This is a genomic window from Bradyrhizobium sp. CCBAU 65884 (assembly GCF_028128835.1).
GTDB classification, from domain to species: Bacteria; Pseudomonadota; Alphaproteobacteria; order Rhizobiales; family Xanthobacteraceae; genus Bradyrhizobium; species Bradyrhizobium ottawaense.
On record NZ_LBJU01000116.1, the window covers coordinates 96,439 to 113,145 of the forward strand.

Below are 16,707 nucleotides of genomic sequence, written 5' to 3' on the forward strand. Positions count from 1 at the left end.
CTAGTCCTCCTTCGGCGTCAGGTCGCGCTTGCCGTGATACCCGCGTTTCGGACGGCGCGGCGGGCCGTAGCCGCTCGCCTCCTCCTCGTTGCGCTCGCGCGCCTCCTCGCTGCCGGTGCGCTGCACCAGCACGCGGCGGCCCTTGCGGTCGTTGATGACGGCACGCTTGCTGGCGGGCTTCGTCTCGCGCGGCGCATCGTCGACGCGCGAGGCGGATTTCGAGGGCACGTCGAACTGCGCCCCCGACTTCTCGATCACCTTGTCGCCGAGCTGGTCGCGCAGCACGCGCGACTTGATCTCCTCGACCTGACCTTCGGGCACCTCGCCGAGCTGGAACGGACCGTAGGAGACCCGGATCAACCGGTTCACCTCGAGCCCGAGATGGGCGCAGACATTGCGCACCTCGCGGTTCTTGCCTTCGCGGATCGCGAACACCAGCCAGACGTTGGCGCCCTGGTCGCGCTCCAGCGTCGCTTCGATCGGACCGTATTTGACGCCCTCGACCTCGATGCCGTTCTTGAGCTCGTCGAGTTGCGCCTGGGTGACGTCGCCATGGGCGCGGACGCGGTAGCGGCGCAGCCAGCCGGTGTCCGGCAGCTCGAGCGTCCGCGCGAGGCCGCCGTCATTGGTGAGCAGCAGCAGGCCCTCGGTATTGAAATCGAGCCGGCCGATCGAGATCAGCCGCGGCAGGCCTTCGGGCAGATTGTCGAACACGGTCGGACGACCCTCGGGATCGTCATGCGTGGTCATCAGCCCGCGCGGCTTGTGATAGAGGAACAGCCGCGTGCGCTCGCGCTCCGGCAACGGCTTGCCGTCGACCAGAACGACGTCGTTCTTGGTGATGTCGAGCGCCGGCGAGTTGATGACGCGGCCGTTGACGGTGACGCGGCCCTGCGTGACCATCTCCTCGGCATCGCGGCGCGAGGCAAGCCCCGCGCGGGCCAGCGCCTTGGCGATGCGCTCGCCGGCCTTCTTCGGCTTCGGCTCTTCTTCCCGGCGCGGCCGCCGGTCGAAATCACGGTCGCGCTCGCGATAGGCGCCGCGGCCGCCGAAGGCGGGGCGTTTCTCAAAAATCCTGCTATCGTCTTCGTTTTCACGGCGCGGGCGATCACCGAAACGGCCTTCGCTGCGCGGATGCTCGTGCCAATCGGAACGGCCTTCCGACCGCTCGCGCGGACGATTGAATTTCGGCCGGTCACCGCCACGCCCGCCGCGGTCGCCATCGCCATCGCGACGGGGCCGATCGAATTTCGGACGGTCCTCGCGCGGCCGATCGAATTTGGGCCGCTCGCGGAACGGACGATCGCCCGATGTGCGATCGTCGCGCGAGCGCGAGAACCGCGGACGGTCCTCGCCGCCTTCGCGCTTTTGCCAGGGCTTGTCCCCGCCGCGGTCGCGGCCGCCAAAATCCTTGCGCGGGCCGCGATCAGGTGCGCCTCGCGAAAACTTTCGCTCGCCGTCGAACTTGCGCTCCGGACGGTCGCCACGCGGCGCACGATCACCGCGATCGAAATTCGGGCGGTCTCCACGCGGCTTAAAACTGCGCTCGCCACGATCTTCGCGCGGCCCGCGATCGGGTGCGCCCCGCGAGAACTTCCGCTCGCCGTCGAACTTGCGTTCCGGGCGGTCGCCACGCGGCGCGTAGGGCTTCTTGTCGCCAAACTTTCTGTCACCGGTCCGGCCGGCCGGGCGGGAATCGTCGCGATCCCTGCGCGGCGGACGGTCGTCGCGGCCATAGGAGGGGCGATCGCCACGCGGCTTGAAGGGACGCTTCTCGCCATCACGCGAGGAGCGATCGGAAAACGGACGGTCGCCACGCGGCTTGAAGCTGCGCTCGCCGCGACCCTCGCTGCCGCGGTCATCGCGCTTGAAGCGGGGACGGTCGGAAAAATCGCGGCGCGGGGCATCGCCCTCCTCGCGGCGGCGGAACGGTTGACCCTCGCGGGGCGCGCGGTTGTCGCGGTCGCCACGGGGCGGGCGGCTGTCGCGATCGCCCCTCCCTTCGCTCTTGCCCTCAAAACCGCGCTTGGCGAACTTCTTCTCGGGGCCGCGCGCCTTGCCGGAACGGCCGCCTTTGGCCGGGCCTCGCCGGCCGCGGGAATCGTTGTCTTTGTCGCTGTCGCGAGGCATGAATGATCTCACTCAAGGGGGTGGCCGTTAGGCATTGTGCGCGCTCGTTCGGAGCCGCATGCCCAGGCAAAACCGGTAAGCACTTCTGCTGAAGGCGCAGCTACTAGCAGGTTTCTGGCGATGATACGAGGCTTGAAAGCCCCCTCCTTCATGGATTTGGCGCTCAGAACGGCCGAAAATGCCGGAAAAGCGGGCGAAGTTCCGATCGGGTGCGTGGTGGTCCGCAATTACGAGGTGATCGCCACCGCGGCGAACCGGACGCTGACCGATTATGACCCCACCGCCCATGCCGAGATCGTCGCGCTGCGCGAGGCCGCGAAAAAGATCGGCAGCGAGCGCCTCGTCGACTGCGACCTCTACGTGACGCTGGAGCCCTGCACCATGTGTGCGGGCGCGATCTCGTTTGCAAGGGTGAGGCGCCTCTATTACGGCGCCGCCGATCCCAAGGGGGGCGCGGTCGAGTCCGGCGTGCGGTTCTTCGCCTCCCCGACCTGCCACCACGCGCCGGACGTCTATTCCGGAGTCGGCGAGAGCGAGGCGGCGCGGCTGCTCAAGGAGTTCTTTCGCGAGCGGCGCTAGCTGCCTGCGAAAAACTCGCGCAGCGCCTGGGCTGTCACATCCGGGTTCTCCTCCGTGAGGAAGTGACCGGAATCCACCGGCATGCCCACCACGTTCGTCGCCCATTGCTGCCAGGTGTCGAGTGGCGTCGCCGCGGCCTGGGCCACGCCGGCATTGCCCCACAGCGCCAGCATGGGAATGGTGATCTTCTTGCCGGCTTCGAAATCGGCCTTGTCGAGGTCGTAGTCGAAATAGGCGCCGGCGCGATAGTCCTCGCACATCGCATGCACGCGGGCGGGATCGCGGAACGGGGCGATGTAATGCTCGAGCGCGCGCGGGTCGATCGCATCCAATGTCTTGAACTTGGTCTGGCTCGCCATCTTGAAGCGCAGGAAGAACTCGCCATTGCTCGAGACCAGCGTCTCCGGCAGCGGATAGGGCTGCGCCAGGAAGGTCCAGTGATAGATCTTCAGCGCGTAGGCGCGGTTCATCCGCTCCCAGTAATTATAGGTCGGCAGGATATCGAGCACCGCGAGCTTCGACAGCCGGCCCGGATGGTCGAGCGCGAGGCGATAGGAGACGCGGCCGCCGCGGTCGTGGCCAGCCAGCGCGAAGTGCACGTGACCGAGCCGCTCCATCACCTCCACCATCGCCTTGGCCATGGCGCGCTTGCTGTAGGGGATGTGCAGCGCATCGCTCTCGAGCATGTCGGACCAGCCATAGCCCGGCAAATCGGCGATGATCAGCGTGAAGTGCTTGGCCAACTCAGGCGCGACCTGGTGCCACATCACATGGGTCTCGGAGAAGCCGTGCAGGAGCAGCAGCGGCGGCCCGCTGCCGCCGACGCGGGCGAAGATGCGACCGAAGGAGGTATTGATCCATTCGGAGGCAAAGCCCGGATAGAGGTCGGCGAGATCGGACATCTTGTTGCATCCTTTAAAGGGTCAGTCGGGGCCGGCCCCGACACCTAAAATTGCGAAAACAACCCCATGCACAGTACCGGTATCATCATCGGGGTCAGTAAGCCCCGCGACTGATTAGACATTCTGGGGTGCACATGTGGCCATCCGGTGACAACGACCGCGCCAAGCTAGCTCTGGACGAGCCCTCGCTCAGCCCTTGGCCTTCTCCGCCTCCACCGCCTGCCAGCCGATGTCGCGGCGGCAGAAGCCCTCGGGCCAGCTGATGCGGTCGACGGCCTGATAGGCGCGGGCCTGGGCCTCCGTCACGGTCTTGCCGAGCGCGCAGACATTGAGCACACGGCCGCCATTGGCGAGGATCGCGCCGTCCTTCTCGACCGTGCCGGCGTGGAAGATCTCGACGGTGTCCACCTTCGCCGCGTCATCGAGTCCGTCGATCCGCGTACCCTTCTGGTAGTCGCCGGGATAACCCTTCGCCGCCATCACCACCGTGAGCGCGGAGTCCGGATGCCAGCGCAGATCGAAATTCTTCAGCTGGCCGTCGCAGGCGGCGAGGAAGGCCGGCACGATGTCCGACATCATGCGCAGCATCAGGACCTGGCACTCGGGATCGCCGAAGCGGACGTTGAACTCGAACAGCTTCGGGCCCTGCGTCGTCAGCATGATGCCGGCGTAGAGAATGCCGCGGAACGGCGTGCCGCGCTGCTTCATGCCTGATACCGTCGGCAAGATGATCTTCGCCATGATCGCGTCGTGGATCGCGGGCGTCACCAAAGGCGTCGGCGAATAGGCGCCCATGCCGCCGGTGTTCGGTCCGACGTCGTGGTCGAACACGCGCTTGTGGTCCTGGGCGGAGGCCAGCGGAATGGCCGTCTCGCCGTCGCACAGCGCAAAGAAGCTGATCTCGCGGCCCGGCAAGAACTCCTCGATCACGACCTCAGCGCCGGCCTCGCCGAACGCGCCCTCGAACATCATGGCGATGGCGTCTTCGGCCTCGCGCACGGTCTTGGCGACGACGACACCCTTGCCGGCGGCGAGCCCGTCGGCCTTCACCACGATCGGCGCGCCCTGGCTCTGCACATAGGCACGCGCGTCATCGGCGTTGGTGAAGCGCTTGTAGGCGCCGGTCGGAATGCCGAACTCGGTGCAGAGCGCCTTGGTAAAACCCTTGGAGCTTTCGAGCTGGGCGGGGATCTTGCTTGGGCCGAACGCCTTGATGCCGGCAGCGGCGAGATCATCGACGATGCCGGCCGCCAGCGGCGTCTCCGGCCCGACCACCACGAGCTCGACCTTGTTCGTCTTGCAGAAGTCGATCACCGCGGCATGGTCGGCGATATCGAGCGCCACGCATTCCGCCTCTCGCGCGATGCCGGCATTGCCGGGCGCGCACCAGAACCTGGTCACCAGGGGGGAGGCCGCGATCTTCCACGCCAGGGCATGTTCGCGGCCGCCGGAACCGAGCAGGAGAATGTGCATCGAGGGCTCAGAATGAGGGGTTTGCTGGGGGCGGAGGTCGCACGAATCGGCTCGCGTCTCAAGGGGCTTGTCCCGAACTCCCCGCCATTCAATCTGCCCGTCATTCAGGGTACGCCCGCTCGGACCACGACTTTTCGCCGTGCGCACGATCAGGTACACGGTCTGCCGTCCCACAGCGCGCTTGCCGGGGCGGATCGTACAAGGGCTGATGGATGAACCCTGAGAAGCTGCAGCCGGGCGCTCCGGCCCTGGAGAAGGGACTGGACCTGTTGGAAGCGCTGGCGGGCGCGTCGCGCGGGCTCAGCCAGAAGCAGCTCGCCGAGTGCGTCGGCCGCTCCGTCAGCGAGATTTTCCGGATGCTGGTGGCGCTGGAGCGCCGCGGCTATGTCGCGCGGGACCCGGCGACCGGCGAATACACGTTGACGCTGAAACTGTTCCGGATCGCCTCGCAATTCCCGCCGACCGAGCGGCTGCTGAAGGCGGCGCTGCCGGTGATGGAGCAGCTCGCTTCCCGCGTGCAGTTGTCTTGCCACCTCACGGTGTTGCACGGCGAGCAGTTCATGGTGATTGCCCGCATCGAGCCGGAATGGTTGATGGGCTGGTCGGTCAAGGTGGGAGCAGTATTTCCCCTCACCCAGCAATACGCTTCTGCGAAGGTCCTGGCCGCATTTCAGCTCGAAGGCCGGCGCCAGGAGCTTGCCCATGTCATCGCTGAACACGATCGCATCAGCGCCAAGAAGGCGCTGGCAGCGCTCGACCGCATTTCCTCGGAGGGAGGAAACTTCTCCAATGACGACGGCTACACGCGCATCCTGGCCTATAGCTGCCCGATCATCGAAGCCTCCGGCCGCGCGGCCGCCGCATTGACCGTTCCACTGGTGAGGCAGGATCGGATTCCCGCGAACGAAGCCGACACCATTGCGGCCGAGCTGCGCAGCGCCGCCAGGATCGTTTCCGAGAAGATCGGCGGCGTCGCTTAAGCGACCGTGGTACCGCCGTCGACGACCCAGGCCGCACCGTTGACATGCGCGGCCTCGTCGGAGGCCAGAAACGCCACGATATTGGCGACATCCCGCGGCCGGCCATGAACAACCGCGCCGCTTCGGCGCAACGAAACGGCGTTATCGCGCGCCTGTCCCTCCAATTCCCGGATCATGCGCGACTCGATCGGTCCGGGGAGAACGGCATTGACCCTAATGCCGGTCCCGCTCACCTCGAGCGCCGCCGTCCGCGTCAGTCCAAGCACCGCGTGCTTGGACGCGACATAGCCGGCGAGCCCCGCACGCCCGCGGATCGCCGACGTCGACGCCGTATTGATGATCGCGCCCGCGCCACGTTGCGTCATTCGTGCAAGCACATGCTTGAGGCCGAGAAAGACCCCCTTCACGTTGACCTGCAGCAGCCGATCAAATGTCTCGTCGGGATATTCGTGGAGAGGAGCGACAACGCCCTCGATGCCTGCATTGTTGGCGAATATGCCGATCGGCCCCAACTCTGCTTCGACCGTTTCGACGAAGGCCGCCGTATCGAGGGCACTGGAGACATCGGCGCGGATGGCAAGCGCCCTCACGCCGGCGTCCTCGACAAGGCGCGCACTGGCGTTTGCCGCCACTTCATCGCGGTCGACGATCGCGACCGCAGCGCTCATCTGCGTCAACCTCAGCGCAATGGCCCGACCAATATCGCCCCCGCCGCCGGTGACGAGCGCCACCGGCCGCCGGTCATTTGCGGTCATGATTTCAGGAACTCGCAGCCGCCCTCCTCCAGAGGCCGCCAGGCCTCGGACGGTGCAATGGTCTTGACCAGCTTGTAGTAATCCCAGGGCTGCTTGGATTCCGCGGGCGTCTTCACCTCGAACAGATACATGTTGTGCAGCTTGCGACCGTCAGCCCGCACGCTGCCCTTGCCGAACAGGGGATCATCGGTCGGCAGCTTCTTCATTTGTTCGACGACGGCCTTGCCGTCGCTGGAAGCGCCGAGCGCATCGACCGCCTTCAGGTAATGCAGGGTCGTCGCGTAGGCACCGGCATGCAAAGCGGTCGGGTAGCGGCCGTTGTTGCGCGGTGCAAACCGTTTGGTCCAGGCGCGGGTATCCTCGTTCAGGTCCCAGTAGAAGGATTCGGTGAACTGCAGCCCCTGCGCGATCTTGAGGCCGAGCGAATGCACATCGCTCAGATAGAGCACCGTCGCAACCACGCGCTGGCCGCCCTGCGGAATACCGAACTCCACCGCCTGCTTGATGGAATTGATGGTGTCGCCGCCGGCATTGACCAACGCGATGATTTCCGCCTTCGAAGCCTGGGCCTGCAGCAGGAAGGAGGAGAAGTCCTGTGTATTGATCGGCGTACGCACCCCGCCGAGGATCTTTCCGCCGAATTTCTGCACGACATTCTTGATGTCGCCTTCCATGGCGTGGCCGAACGCGTAGTCCGCAGTCAGCAGGAACCAGCTCTTGCCGCCACTCTCGACCACCGCGCGCGCAACGCCCGACGAGAGCGCATAGGTATCGTACGTCCAGTGCACGAGATTGGGCGAGCAGGACTTGCCGGTCAGATCGGACGAGGAGGCGCCCGATACCAGCAGCGTCTTGTTGTTCTGCTGCACGACGCTGCGCACCGCGAGTGCGACGGCTGAATTCGGCGCATCGACAATGACGTCGACACTCTGGCGATCGATCCACTCGCGCGCGATGTTGGCGCCAAGATCGGCCTTGTTCATGTGGTCGCCGCTGATGACTTCGATCGGTCGGGTCATCTTGTGAGCCGAGGCCTGAAAATCCTCGACCGCCATTTTGGCTGCCAGCAGCGAGCCCGGGCCGGTGACATCGGCATAGAGGCTGGACATGTCCGTCAACACGCCGATCCGAAGCGGCTTTGCCTCCTGCGCCTGCGCACCGAGGCCCGTCATGCCCAACGCAAGGCCGCCGGCGCCGGCCAAAAGTCGGCGGCGGCTTACACGATATTGTCCTGCCATGTCCGAACCCTCCCTTGCTTTGCCCGCGCTTTCCGCGCGCTATTAGCCGCCCGCACGTACATCGCGCGCAGGCTGATCTTTTGTTTACGGGGTAAGCCGCTCGATGAGCCGCCGGTCCTCGACCTCGAACCCGCCGCCATAGACGTCCGACACCATGAAATGCGCGCCGAGGATTTCCGGATTCAGTTCGGCGATGGGATCGTACGCGCTGGCGTGCAGGGTCATGGAGGCGCGGCCCGGCACCGGCTTGGAGTATTTCAATGGCGTGCGGCGATAGACGATGTCGGCATAGGCCGTGCCGAGCCGCTCGGGATGCGGCAAGCGGCGCACGTGGATTTCACCGGCCGGCAGCTCATCGCCGTCGACGATCCTGACGACCGGTGCGGACGCGTCAGGCGTGAAGGAGAAATCGGCAAGTGAAATGCCGCGACGACGGACCCACCCGGTGATTGATCCGTCCGGATGCTCATCGAAGGCGTAGTGGGTATCCTTCTTGGTGTAGCCGAACACCTCGCGCCCCGCGCAGATCCCCATGGGATCGCTGCAATACATGAAGATATGCGTCTCGGTGAACAGCCCGTTGTAGCGCACCGGCACGGAGATCATCAGATCGAACATCTCTCCGGCGTGCACCGCCAGGGAATGGCCGGGCGAGCGCATGAAGCGGAAAGCGACGCGATCGCTCGCGATCTCGAACGGCGTGTCGGCAAGCAGCGCCGCGACCTTGCCCGGCGCGACGCGGGTCATGATCTCGACGGTGCGCAAGGTGCAGCCCCACTCCACCGGATAGGCCGGCGAATAGGGCGGATTGACCCCGCTGTTCGGCTTGAGCCGGTATTCGCCAAACACGCGCCGACGCGGATCGTCGGGATCGGTGATCACATCGCTCATCGGCTCGGCTCGCTTTGTTTTTATATATGATTTTATAATTGCATATATGAAATTAAGGCTGAGTCAAGCCGCGGCTTTCCGACCGCATGCGAGGCTCGCACGGTCGCGCGAGCATGGCGGTCTCCGGCAAGGCTTCGGCTGGCAGCCTCTATCGGCTGACGGCCTAAACCTGCTTCCCCGCAATAATCTCCTGCAACGTCGCAACATGCCTTGCAAACGCCCCCCGCCCCGCAGCGGTGGCCGTCACCGTGGTCTGCGGCTTCTTCCCCACGAACGCCTTCTCCACCGAGACGTACCCCGCCTTCGCCAGGGTCTCGATATGGGCGCCGAGATTGCCGTCGGTGGCGCCGGTCAGCTTCTTCAGCCGCGAGAACTCCAGTCCCGCGGTCGCAGGCAGCGCGTTCAGCGCTGCCATGATCTTCAGCCGCAGCGGCTGGTGGATGATGTCGTCGAGCTCCGCCACAGCTAGCCCCGCCGCAGCCGGAGGACGCCGACGATCAGCGCGCCGCCATTGACGGCCGCCATCCACGGCAACAGAGGCACGCCGGCAATGGTGAGATGTCCGATCAACGTCAATGCGATCACGCTCGCGCCGAGCGCCGGCAAGGCGTAGCCGAAGCGAACCGCCACCACGATGTAGACCAGTGTGATGTAGACCTGCCAAAACACCGTTTGCTGGCGCGGCAAGAGCCTGCCGAAATAGCAGAAGAGCAGGCCAAAGGAGACGATCAGCAGCAGCGCCCGCAGATGGCGGCCGTCGGACAGACGGATTCCGTTTCGCGAAAGATGATAGGCGCCGAGAGCAACGAGGCCGAAGGCCGAGACGACGTAGAGTGCAAACCAGAAATAGAGCCCGTCATTCACCACGAACCAGCTGTTCCAATAATGGGCCCCGTAGCGCGGCCAGAACCAGATCAGGGCATCGTCGGCAAACGGCAGCACGGCCCACAGCAGCAGGACGAGGCCAGAGACCAGGTAGATCTGCGACCGCCGCACAGGACGAATGGTATTCTCGCGCTCGTTCAGCGCATCGGAAGCCCGCTTGCTGTCGGTCACGGGAGCGCTCCTTCCTGGGTATTTGCTGCAGGCCGGTGGATGATGTCGTCGAGTTCGGGCATGCGCTAGATCCGCCGCATCCAGAGGCCGCCGAGGACGAGGCCACCGCCGTTGACGAAGGCCATCCAGAGCGGGAACGCCTCGCCGATGTAGAAGAAGCCGAACAGCGTCAGCGCGGTGATGCCGAGGCCGATCGCAACGAACGCGTAGCCGAACCAGAGCCCGGCGAGCGTGTAGAACAGCATGAAATAGATCGGCCAGAACGTTCCCAACTGGCGCGGACCAAAATGACCGACAACGCTGGTGACGAGATAGCCGAACGCGAAGAACAGTGCGAATACCAGGAACAGCCTGATGCCAACGCCGGCGCCAAAGGGGTGGCTTTTCGGATCGAACACGCGAAGTGCAATCAGACCACCGACGCCCAGTACGTCTACAGCAACCCAGGCGTAGACGGCGTAGATCGGCCAAAGCCAGGTCACGAGATTGGCTGCGAACACCAGGACGCCCCACCAGACCGCGGCGAGGCTCGCCAGCTCATAGAGCTGCGATTGCTTCACGCGCTGGACGATGTCGTCGATATCGGCCAGCGCTGCGGACGCCTCCCTGCTGTCGATCATGATTGCCCTGCCCCGCGCGTTGCCACGTCCTCGGCGATCACCGAGATCGCCTTCGGATGGGTGACGATGCCCATATGATTGATGCCGTCAATGACCTTGACGTCGACCGACGGCTTCACCGCCTGCACCACTTCAGCATATTTGTCCGAGATCATCATCTCGTCCTCGGCACCGCCGAAGATGGTGATCGGACGTGTGGTTGCCGGAAGATCGACGCGATAGCCGCGCGTCGCGAAATTGCGCGTCAGGCGATCGGAATAGGTCGAGGTGAGATACTTCGCCGAACTTGCCGGCACCGCGAAGGCGAGCACCGGAAGCTGCGCGCAGCAGTCGATGCCGAGCTTGCGCAGGGCCGTCAGTCCCAGGAAACGTGGAATGTCGGCACTGACCCAGCCACCATTGCTCGGTCGGTTGGTCGGTGCGTCATAGCCGAGATAGGGCGCGAGCAGCACGGTGCGCACGAACATGTCCTGAATGATCGGCGTCGCGGCGACTCGCAGCGAGAAGCCGGCGCCGGCGGAATGGCCGATCAAGGTGAGCGGCAGGTCCGGCGCGGTCTTGCGAATTTCGGCGACGAAATCGACGAGATCGTCCTCGAGCTGGCCGACATAGCCGATATCGCCGCGGGTGCCGGAGCCGCCATGGCCGCGGATGTCGAGCGCCCAGGTCTCCACGCCGCGGGAGGCGATCGCGTGGGTCAGCGCATGGTTGACGGTGCCGCTGGAGCCGGACGAGCCATGGATGAAGATCGCGCCGCGGCCCGCCGCCGGGCCCCCGGAGCCATTTCCGTTCCGATGGGATCGGGCTCCGGATTCCTGTTTTGACGCGTTTTCTTCACGCGAACCGGCTTCCACTTCGCTTGAAAACGCTTTGGCCGCGTAGTGGCGATAGCCGATCCAGGTGCCGTCGCGGGCCTGGAAGCGCTCCAGCGGAGGCAGCGTGGACCAGTCGATCCCCTTGGCGGAGTCGGAGACCGACCGCATCTCGGGCGGCCGCTCCAGCGGAGTTGCGATCATCGCAGTCAGGATCAGCGCCACGCCGCCGACCGCACACAGGGCCCATTTCAGACCGCTCAAAATGCCGCGCAGCAACCGGACCGCCATGACCTTCTCCCTCAAACAGATCAATTAATAGAGAACTCTATAACACAGAGTACTCTCCCGATCAATCCCTGGATTGGCGCCGCGCGGCGAAAATCCTTAACGTCGGGTCTGACCCCAAAATGCCGAATCGTTTGCGATGCCGCCTGCGGAACAACTGAACAACGCGTTTGAATTCACCGTCACCGAGCTCTCCCAATCCCTGAAGCGGACGGTGGAGGACACCTACGGCCATGTCCGGGTCCGCGGTGAGATCTCGGGGTTCCGCGGCGCGCACTCCTCCGGCCATTGCTATTTCGCGCTCAAGGACGAGAGCGCCAAGATCGAGGCGGTGATCTGGAAGGGCGTGCACGGCCGGATGCGCTTCAAGCCCCAGGAAGGGCTCGAGGTCATCGCCACCGGCAAGCTCACGACCTATCCGGGCTCCTCGAAGTACCAGATCGTGATCGAGGCGCTGGAGCCGGCCGGCATCGGCGCGCTGATGGCGCTGATGGAGGAGCGCAAGAAGAAGCTCGCCGCGGAAGGGTTGTTCGACGAGGCGCGCAAGCAGCTGCTGCCGTGGCTGCCGGAGGTGATCGGCGTCGTGACCTCGCCGACCGGCGCCGTGATCCGCGACATCCTGCACCGGCTGGAGGACCGCTTCCCCCGCCGCGTGCTGGTGTGGCCGGTGAAAGTTCAGGGCGACGGCTCGGCCGAGCAGGTCGCGGCCGCGATCCGCGGCTTCAACGCGATTGCCCCGGGCGGCAAGATTCCGCGCCCCGATGTGCTGATCGTCGCGCGCGGCGGCGGCTCGCTGGAGGACCTCTGGTCGTTCAACGAGGAGATCGTGGTGCGGGCGGCAGCCGAGAGCATGATCCCGCTGATCTCGGCGGTGGGGCACGAGACCGACATCACGCTGATCGACTTCGTCGCCGACAAGCGCGCGCCGACGCCGACGGCGGCGGCCGAGATGGCGGTCCCCGTGCGCAGCGAATTGTTCGTCGAGGTCGCCGATCTCGGACGCCGCACCCGCGCCTATTGGCAACGCAGCCAGGAGAGCCGCCGCAGCGAGCTGCGCGCCGCCGCACGCGCGCTGCCAGCGGCGGGCGATCTGCTGGCGATTCCGCGGCAGCGGCTGGATTCGGCGGGAGCATCCCTGCCGCGCTGTCTCAAGGCCAACACGCACGCGCATTTCCGCCGGTTTACCGCCGCAAGTTCAAAGCTGACGCTGCGGGTGCTGCACGGCCAGATCACGCAGGCCGACCACCGCCTCACCGTGTGCGGCGAGCGGCTGGGTCTCTCCACACGCTCGCTGTTGCGTCGTCGACGCGACCGCTTTGCCGGACTCGAGGTTCGCTTGCGCGCCTCGAAGCTCTCCAATGCGCAGGCGCAGCGCAACGCGATTCTCCGCCAGCGCGAGCGCACGCATCGCCTCAGCGAGCGCGCCGGCCGCGCGCTCGTCACCTTGCTGCAGCGGCTGGAGGCCCGCGTCGAGAACAGCGGCAAGCTGCTGTCGGCTTTGTCGTATCGCAGCGTGCTCGCGCGCGGCTTTGCGCTGGTGCGGGACGAGGCGGGACATCCGCTGCATGCGGCGGACAGCATCGGGCCGAATGCGCGGCTCGAGATCGAGTTTGCCGATGGCCGTGTCGGAGCAACGGCGGACGCGGATCGGCCGGCGCCAACGGCAAAGCGCGCGCCAGCGCAGCCAAAGTCGGCTGCGGCGGACGCAAAGCCCGCGCCGAAGCGCGTGGCCAAGCCGGTGGATCAGGGCAGCCTGTTCTGAGGTGTGAGAACGGCGCTCCACTCTCGGGGTCATTCCCCGCGAAAGCGGGGAATCCAGTACGCCTCAGCTTCTCGATGACTCACAGCCGCCTCGGCGTACTGGATCGCCCGGTCAAGCCGCGATGACAGCGATTGTGTGGGACGCGCGTGTATTCCCAAGCGTCATTGCGAGGAGCTCGCGACAAAATTGCGTAGCAATTTTGCGCCGAAGCGACGAAGCAATGACGGAGCATGTGGGGACAGCATGCCCCTACCTACACGACAATCCCGCATCGATCGTGGTCCAGAAGCCGCAATGTTCCGGCGCGCGCTGTGGCGCGCCGGCGTGGGCCTCGTACAGGAAGATCGCGACGGTGAAGACGGCCAGTGCGGAAGCGAAGAGGACGATGCGCATGAGGACTGCGTTTAATCGACATCGTGGTCGAACTAAGGCGCCGTCACGTGCTGAAACCGGTGCCGCATGCGATCCGTAGATTCCCGGTCGGCCATCAAGTCCGTGCAGGGCGGTGGTCGATGCGGGGCTGTCCGCCTGAATTTGTTCCTCGGGCGGCCCCGCTTCCGCCTTCGCTTCGACCGAGCTACGGCGCGACAAGTCCGCTCATCCGAGCTAGCGCGCCAGCCACTGCGCGACGTCCTTCTGCGACTCCGCGCGCGCCTCGGCATCCGTGCCGAGATGGCCGCGCTCGGGCACGGCGGCATCGTTGCTGCCGCCGGCTGCGTGCAGCGGCGTGTTGGCGCGGTCGAAATCGTGATAGGCGCCGGGATAGACCACGATGCGTGCAAGCGCGCTGCGGCCATGCGCGCCCTCGACCATCTGGCGGCAGGCCGGCGGCGAGGAGACATCGTCATTGGCCCCGATCAGCACCAGGGTCGGCACCCGCGTGCTCCAGCCGAGACCGGCGGAGATCCGGCAGTCCGGATAGAACGCGATCGCGGCGCGGAAATCCGGCTCCAGGTCACGCGCCGCGCCCTGCGGCCGCACGGCCCACAGCAGCGCGCTCGCGCCGTTGGCCCAGCCCATCAGGCTGACGCGATCGCGCGCCACCCAGGACTGCTTCATCAGCCAGGCGCGCGATGCTGCGACGTCGGTGACGCGCTCACGCCGCGCCTTGACGTGCATCTCCTTGACGCGGCATTGCGGCCCGAGCTCGCGCGAGCCGTAGCTGTCGGGCAGCAGCACGGCATTGCCTGCCCTGAGCAGGCGCTCGGCCCAATCGCGGTAGCGCGGCAGCACGGGATCGGAATGGCTGCCGAGGCCGCCGCAGCCGTGCAGCGCGACCACGGCCGGAAACGGCCCCGCACCTTCTGGCTTGTAGAGCTGCGCGTGCAGCACGCCGGACGCCAGCGGAATGTCGACCGGCTGCGGCGCCGGCGCGGCACGCGCGGCCGACATCAGCAGCATCAGGAACAGGGTGGTCAGTCGAAGGCGCATCGGACTCTGCCATAGGAGATGCCGGAACCAGCGATCCTTCGCCCAAGCACTATCACGCGGAAACGGCGGCAAAACATCACAAACCGGTGGGTTTACCGGGCGGACAAGCCACCCTATCTATGCTACATCCCGTCCAACACATCGTGCCCTCCAGCTTCCACGGAGCGGCCTTCCACGGAGACTTTCGACCGTGCTGAACAAGTTCGGCCCCTCGGGCCATGGCGAAGCGCAAGTGCAATATCTCGACGGCGACTTCCGCGTGATCTCGCCGGGGACCTTCGTGCGCTGTGCCATCACCGACACGCGGATTCCGCTCGACGAGCTGAAGTACTGGAGCGTGGATTTGCAGGAGGCCTACGCCACACCCGCCGCCGTGCTGCAGCGGCATTTCCCCGGCGCGCCGAAACCGCAGCAATGAGCTTTCCGCTCTCCCAGGGTGGGCAAAGGCGCAAAGCGCCGTGCCTACCATCTCTCGATGACCGCGATGGACAAGGTGGGCACGCGTCGCTTTGCCCACCCTACGAGAGCGAGTTCGTGGCGTCGTTCTGCTATTGCTGCTCGTGACCATCCGCACCCACACAAGTCTTGATCGCGCTCTTCCTGGCTTCGCCGACGACCTTCTGATCGATCGCCTGCTTCAGGCAATCGAGCCGCGCCTGCGCCATGCAGAGCTGCAGCTGGTCGCGCTTGTCCTGCCCCTTCAGGCTCGCCGTCGTGGCAAGGCACGTCACGCGCTTGGTCGCGGGAACCGGCACCGTGCTGGTTGGCGCAGCGGGAGAAGCCGCAGGCGGCGTTTGTGCGAACACGGGCGCAACGATCAGACACACAAGGCTGGCGGCAACGGTCGCAGACGGCAGTTTCATCGAATTCTCCTGATCGTCGGGAACCGATAGGCGTCTTGCGATGAATGTCGCCTGAATGGCAGGCTGCTGCAGGTTGGGCAAAGCGCAGCAGTGCGGCATGGCACGAGCGGTGCAGCTTTTGCACATCATCGGGATGAGGTGATGTTCGCATGCACCTGAACAGCGAGCTAACAGAGGAAAAGATCTCCATCGTGTCGATCCGCGTTGCATCGAAGAATACTTGCACTCCGTAGTTAGTCATTTCGCGTTGTGGTTGGATTCTTTGTCGCGATCCGGCGCCCTTAAGTTGTTTGACGAAGTCTTGTTGAAACAGAGAGCTGCTACAGTATTCATTAGGTAATTGGCCCTGTTCCTTTTATCGCACAGACAATCAGGTCAACCAAACGGCCCTCGAGCTTTGGAATTGGCGCAGTCTGTGAACGGGCTCATATCGAAAGAGCCATCTGACGGGCTACGATCACCTCGAAAATTTGCGGTGGAATATCTGTAAATCGAGAGTCAAACGATGGGGGTGATCATGCCCACCATATTGGACCTGCTCTATCGTGAATATTGTCGCGCCCGTCTCGCTGAAATGCGCAAACAGCTTCTGATCGCGGCTGAACGCGCCGAAGCTCTCGAAGCGCAGCATCATCCTGCGGATCAGGTTGACGATGAGAGGACGGACGCACATCGCAAGACCGGTCTCGGCCTGCCGCATTGAAGTGGCCCGCAACCGGCGATCTCTCCCGCGTAGCAGTGACCAAGCAATTGGCAACAGTTTGGGAGTGAACAATGAATAAGCCCGAATGCTATACCGTCGTGGTGGCCTGCGTCTCGTGCCTGACCATTATTGGATTAATGGCCGTTGGGGCGTGGTGAGCATGACTGATTGCCGAGCCGATACCGGTTCGCGTGAAGAAGACGCGTCAAGAACGGGAATTCAGA

The 16,707-nt window shown here is 65.0% G+C and carries 18 protein-coding genes; 5 read left to right on the top strand and 13 right to left on the bottom strand.

Annotated elements, in window-relative coordinates; translation table 11 throughout:
• Nucleotides 1-2,130 carry a pseudouridine synthase gene (locus tag XI03_RS18310; RefSeq protein ID WP_271592864.1) on the bottom strand — a complete coding sequence of 710 codons (2,130 nt, stop codon included), beginning with the start codon at nucleotides 2,128-2,130 and terminating at the stop codon, nucleotides 1-3.
• A 120-nt stretch (nucleotides 2,131-2,250) separates the two neighbouring features.
• On the opposite strand from XI03_RS18310, the gene XI03_RS18315 reads away from it, so the two are divergent.
• A complete protein-coding gene (locus tag XI03_RS18315; RefSeq protein WP_038947486.1) occupies nucleotides 2,251-2,709 on the top strand; it encodes a nucleoside deaminase in 459 nt (152 codons plus the stop codon).
• Here the strand turns inward: XI03_RS18315 and XI03_RS18320 are convergent.
• Both XI03_RS18320 and purD read right to left on the bottom strand, forming a co-directional pair.
• The gene (locus XI03_RS18320) at nucleotides 2,706-3,611 is read right to left on the bottom strand and encodes an alpha/beta fold hydrolase (protein WP_271592865.1); all 906 of its coding nucleotides are present in this window, start codon (nucleotides 3,609-3,611) and stop codon (nucleotides 2,706-2,708) included. The genes XI03_RS18315 and XI03_RS18320 overlap by 4 nt on opposite strands.
• Nucleotides 3,612-3,800: 189 nt before the next feature.
• Nucleotides 3,801-5,084: a phosphoribosylamine--glycine ligase gene (purD, locus tag XI03_RS18325; RefSeq protein WP_271592866.1), complete on the bottom strand. Its 1,284-nt coding sequence runs from the start codon at nucleotides 5,082-5,084 to the stop codon at nucleotides 3,801-3,803.
• Nucleotides 5,085-5,296: 212 nt separating this feature from the next.
• On the opposite strand from purD, the gene XI03_RS18330 reads away from it, so the two are divergent.
• The gene (locus tag XI03_RS18330) at nucleotides 5,297-6,064 is read left to right on the top strand and encodes an IclR family transcriptional regulator (protein ID WP_049801865.1); all 768 of its coding nucleotides are present in this window, start codon (nucleotides 5,297-5,299) and stop codon (nucleotides 6,062-6,064) included.
• Here XI03_RS18330 and XI03_RS18335 read toward each other — a convergent pair.
• The 7 genes from XI03_RS18335 to XI03_RS18365 all read right to left on the bottom strand — a co-directional run bounded on the left by XI03_RS18335 (nucleotide 6,061) and on the right by XI03_RS18365 (nucleotide 11,727).
• Entirely contained in the window at nucleotides 6,061-6,819 is a 759-nt protein-coding gene (locus XI03_RS18335; protein ID WP_271592867.1) for an SDR family NAD(P)-dependent oxidoreductase, read from the bottom strand. The genes XI03_RS18330 and XI03_RS18335 overlap by 4 nt on opposite strands.
• A complete protein-coding gene (locus XI03_RS18340) occupies nucleotides 6,816-7,991 on the bottom strand; it encodes an ABC transporter substrate-binding protein (protein WP_085971675.1) in 1,176 nt (391 codons plus the stop codon). The genes XI03_RS18335 and XI03_RS18340 overlap by 4 nt, the downstream gene beginning before the upstream one ends.
• 150 nt (nucleotides 7,992-8,141) lie before the next feature.
• The gene (locus tag XI03_RS18345) at nucleotides 8,142-8,948 is read right to left on the bottom strand and encodes an acetoacetate decarboxylase family protein (protein WP_271592868.1); all 807 of its coding nucleotides are present in this window, start codon (nucleotides 8,946-8,948) and stop codon (nucleotides 8,142-8,144) included.
• A 163-nt stretch (nucleotides 8,949-9,111) separates the two neighbouring features.
• On the bottom strand, nucleotides 9,112-9,411 hold the full coding sequence (locus XI03_RS18350) for a winged helix-turn-helix domain-containing protein (protein WP_011090236.1): 300 nt from the start codon (nucleotides 9,409-9,411) through the stop codon (nucleotides 9,112-9,114).
• A 2-nt stretch (nucleotides 9,412-9,413) separates the two neighbouring features.
• Nucleotides 9,414-10,004 (bottom strand): hypothetical protein, encoded by a 591-nt coding sequence (locus XI03_RS18355; RefSeq protein ID WP_271592869.1) that lies wholly within the window; start codon nucleotides 10,002-10,004, stop codon nucleotides 9,414-9,416.
• 65 nt (nucleotides 10,005-10,069) lie between these two features.
• The gene (locus XI03_RS18360) at nucleotides 10,070-10,624 is read right to left on the bottom strand and encodes a hypothetical protein (protein ID WP_038947494.1); all 555 of its coding nucleotides are present in this window, start codon (nucleotides 10,622-10,624) and stop codon (nucleotides 10,070-10,072) included.
• Complete coding sequence (locus XI03_RS18365; RefSeq protein WP_271592870.1) at nucleotides 10,621-11,727, bottom strand: alpha/beta hydrolase; 1,107 nt, start codon at nucleotides 11,725-11,727, stop codon at nucleotides 10,621-10,623. The genes XI03_RS18360 and XI03_RS18365 overlap by 4 nt, the downstream gene beginning before the upstream one ends.
• A 136-nt stretch (nucleotides 11,728-11,863) precedes the next feature.
• Between XI03_RS18365 and xseA the strand changes: the two genes are divergently transcribed.
• Complete coding sequence (xseA, locus tag XI03_RS18370; protein ID WP_271592871.1) at nucleotides 11,864-13,486, top strand: exodeoxyribonuclease VII large subunit; 1,623 nt, start codon at nucleotides 11,864-11,866, stop codon at nucleotides 13,484-13,486.
• A gap of 249 nt (nucleotides 13,487-13,735) precedes the next feature.
• Here the strand turns inward: xseA and XI03_RS18375 are convergent, their stop codons facing one another.
• Nucleotides 13,736-13,879 (bottom strand): hypothetical protein, encoded by a 144-nt coding sequence (locus tag XI03_RS18375; protein ID WP_018321928.1) that lies wholly within the window; start codon nucleotides 13,877-13,879, stop codon nucleotides 13,736-13,738.
• Between the two features lie 213 nt (nucleotides 13,880-14,092).
• Nucleotides 14,093-14,917, bottom strand: coding sequence for a dienelactone hydrolase family protein (locus tag XI03_RS18380; RefSeq protein ID WP_271592872.1), 825 nt, complete (start codon nucleotides 14,915-14,917; stop codon nucleotides 14,093-14,095).
• Nucleotides 14,918-15,107: 190 nt separating this feature from the next.
• Between XI03_RS18380 and XI03_RS18385 the strand changes: the two genes are divergently transcribed.
• On the top strand, nucleotides 15,108-15,335 hold the full coding sequence (locus tag XI03_RS18385) for a DUF2093 domain-containing protein (RefSeq protein WP_018321926.1): 228 nt from the start codon (nucleotides 15,108-15,110) through the stop codon (nucleotides 15,333-15,335).
• Between the two features lie 130 nt (nucleotides 15,336-15,465).
• On the opposite strand, the gene XI03_RS18390 is transcribed toward XI03_RS18385, so the two are convergent.
• Entirely contained in the window at nucleotides 15,466-15,780 is a 315-nt protein-coding gene (locus XI03_RS18390) for a hypothetical protein (RefSeq protein WP_028140114.1), read from the bottom strand.
• Between the two features lie 505 nt (nucleotides 15,781-16,285).
• Here XI03_RS18390 and XI03_RS18395 point away from each other — a divergent pair.
• Entirely contained in the window at nucleotides 16,286-16,483 is a 198-nt protein-coding gene (locus XI03_RS18395; protein ID WP_271592873.1) for a hypothetical protein, read from the top strand.
• The last annotated feature ends 224 nt before the right edge of the window (nucleotides 16,484-16,707 follow it).

Coding starts and splice junctions, on each gene's coding strand:
- XI03_RS18310 (WP_271592864.1), bottom strand. CDS start 2,130: ATGCCTCGCGACAGCGACAAAGACAACGATTCCCGCGGCCGGCGAGGC.
- XI03_RS18315 (WP_038947486.1), top strand. CDS start 2,251: ATGATACGAGGCTTGAAAGCCCCCTCCTTCATGGATTTGGCGCTCAGA.
- XI03_RS18320 (WP_271592865.1), bottom strand. CDS start 3,611: ATGTCCGATCTCGCCGACCTCTATCCGGGCTTTGCCTCCGAATGGATC.
- purD (WP_271592866.1), bottom strand. CDS start 5,084: ATGCACATTCTCCTGCTCGGTTCCGGCGGCCGCGAACATGCCCTGGCG.
- XI03_RS18330 (WP_049801865.1), top strand. CDS start 5,297: ATGAACCCTGAGAAGCTGCAGCCGGGCGCTCCGGCCCTGGAGAAGGGA.
- XI03_RS18335 (WP_271592867.1), bottom strand. CDS start 6,819: ATGACCGCAAATGACCGGCGGCCGGTGGCGCTCGTCACCGGCGGCGGG.
- XI03_RS18340 (WP_085971675.1), bottom strand. CDS start 7,991: ATGACGGGCCTCGGTGCGCAGGCGCAGGAGGCAAAGCCGCTTCGGATC.
- XI03_RS18345 (WP_271592868.1), bottom strand. CDS start 8,948: ATGAGCGATGTGATCACCGATCCCGACGATCCGCGTCGGCGCGTGTTT.
- XI03_RS18360 (WP_038947494.1), bottom strand. CDS start 10,624: ATGATCGACAGCAGGGAGGCGTCCGCAGCGCTGGCCGATATCGACGAC.
- XI03_RS18365 (WP_271592870.1), bottom strand. CDS start 11,727: ATGGCGGTCCGGTTGCTGCGCGGCATTTTGAGCGGTCTGAAATGGGCC.
- xseA (WP_271592871.1), top strand. CDS start 11,864: ATGCCGCCTGCGGAACAACTGAACAACGCGTTTGAATTCACCGTCACC.
- XI03_RS18375 (WP_018321928.1), bottom strand. CDS start 13,879: ATGCGCATCGTCCTCTTCGCTTCCGCACTGGCCGTCTTCACCGTCGCG.
- XI03_RS18380 (WP_271592872.1), bottom strand. CDS start 14,917: ATGCGCCTTCGACTGACCACCCTGTTCCTGATGCTGCTGATGTCGGCC.
- XI03_RS18390 (WP_028140114.1), bottom strand. CDS start 15,780: ATGAAACTGCCGTCTGCGACCGTTGCCGCCAGCCTTGTGTGTCTGATC.
- XI03_RS18395 (WP_271592873.1), top strand. CDS start 16,286: ATGGGGGTGATCATGCCCACCATATTGGACCTGCTCTATCGTGAATAT.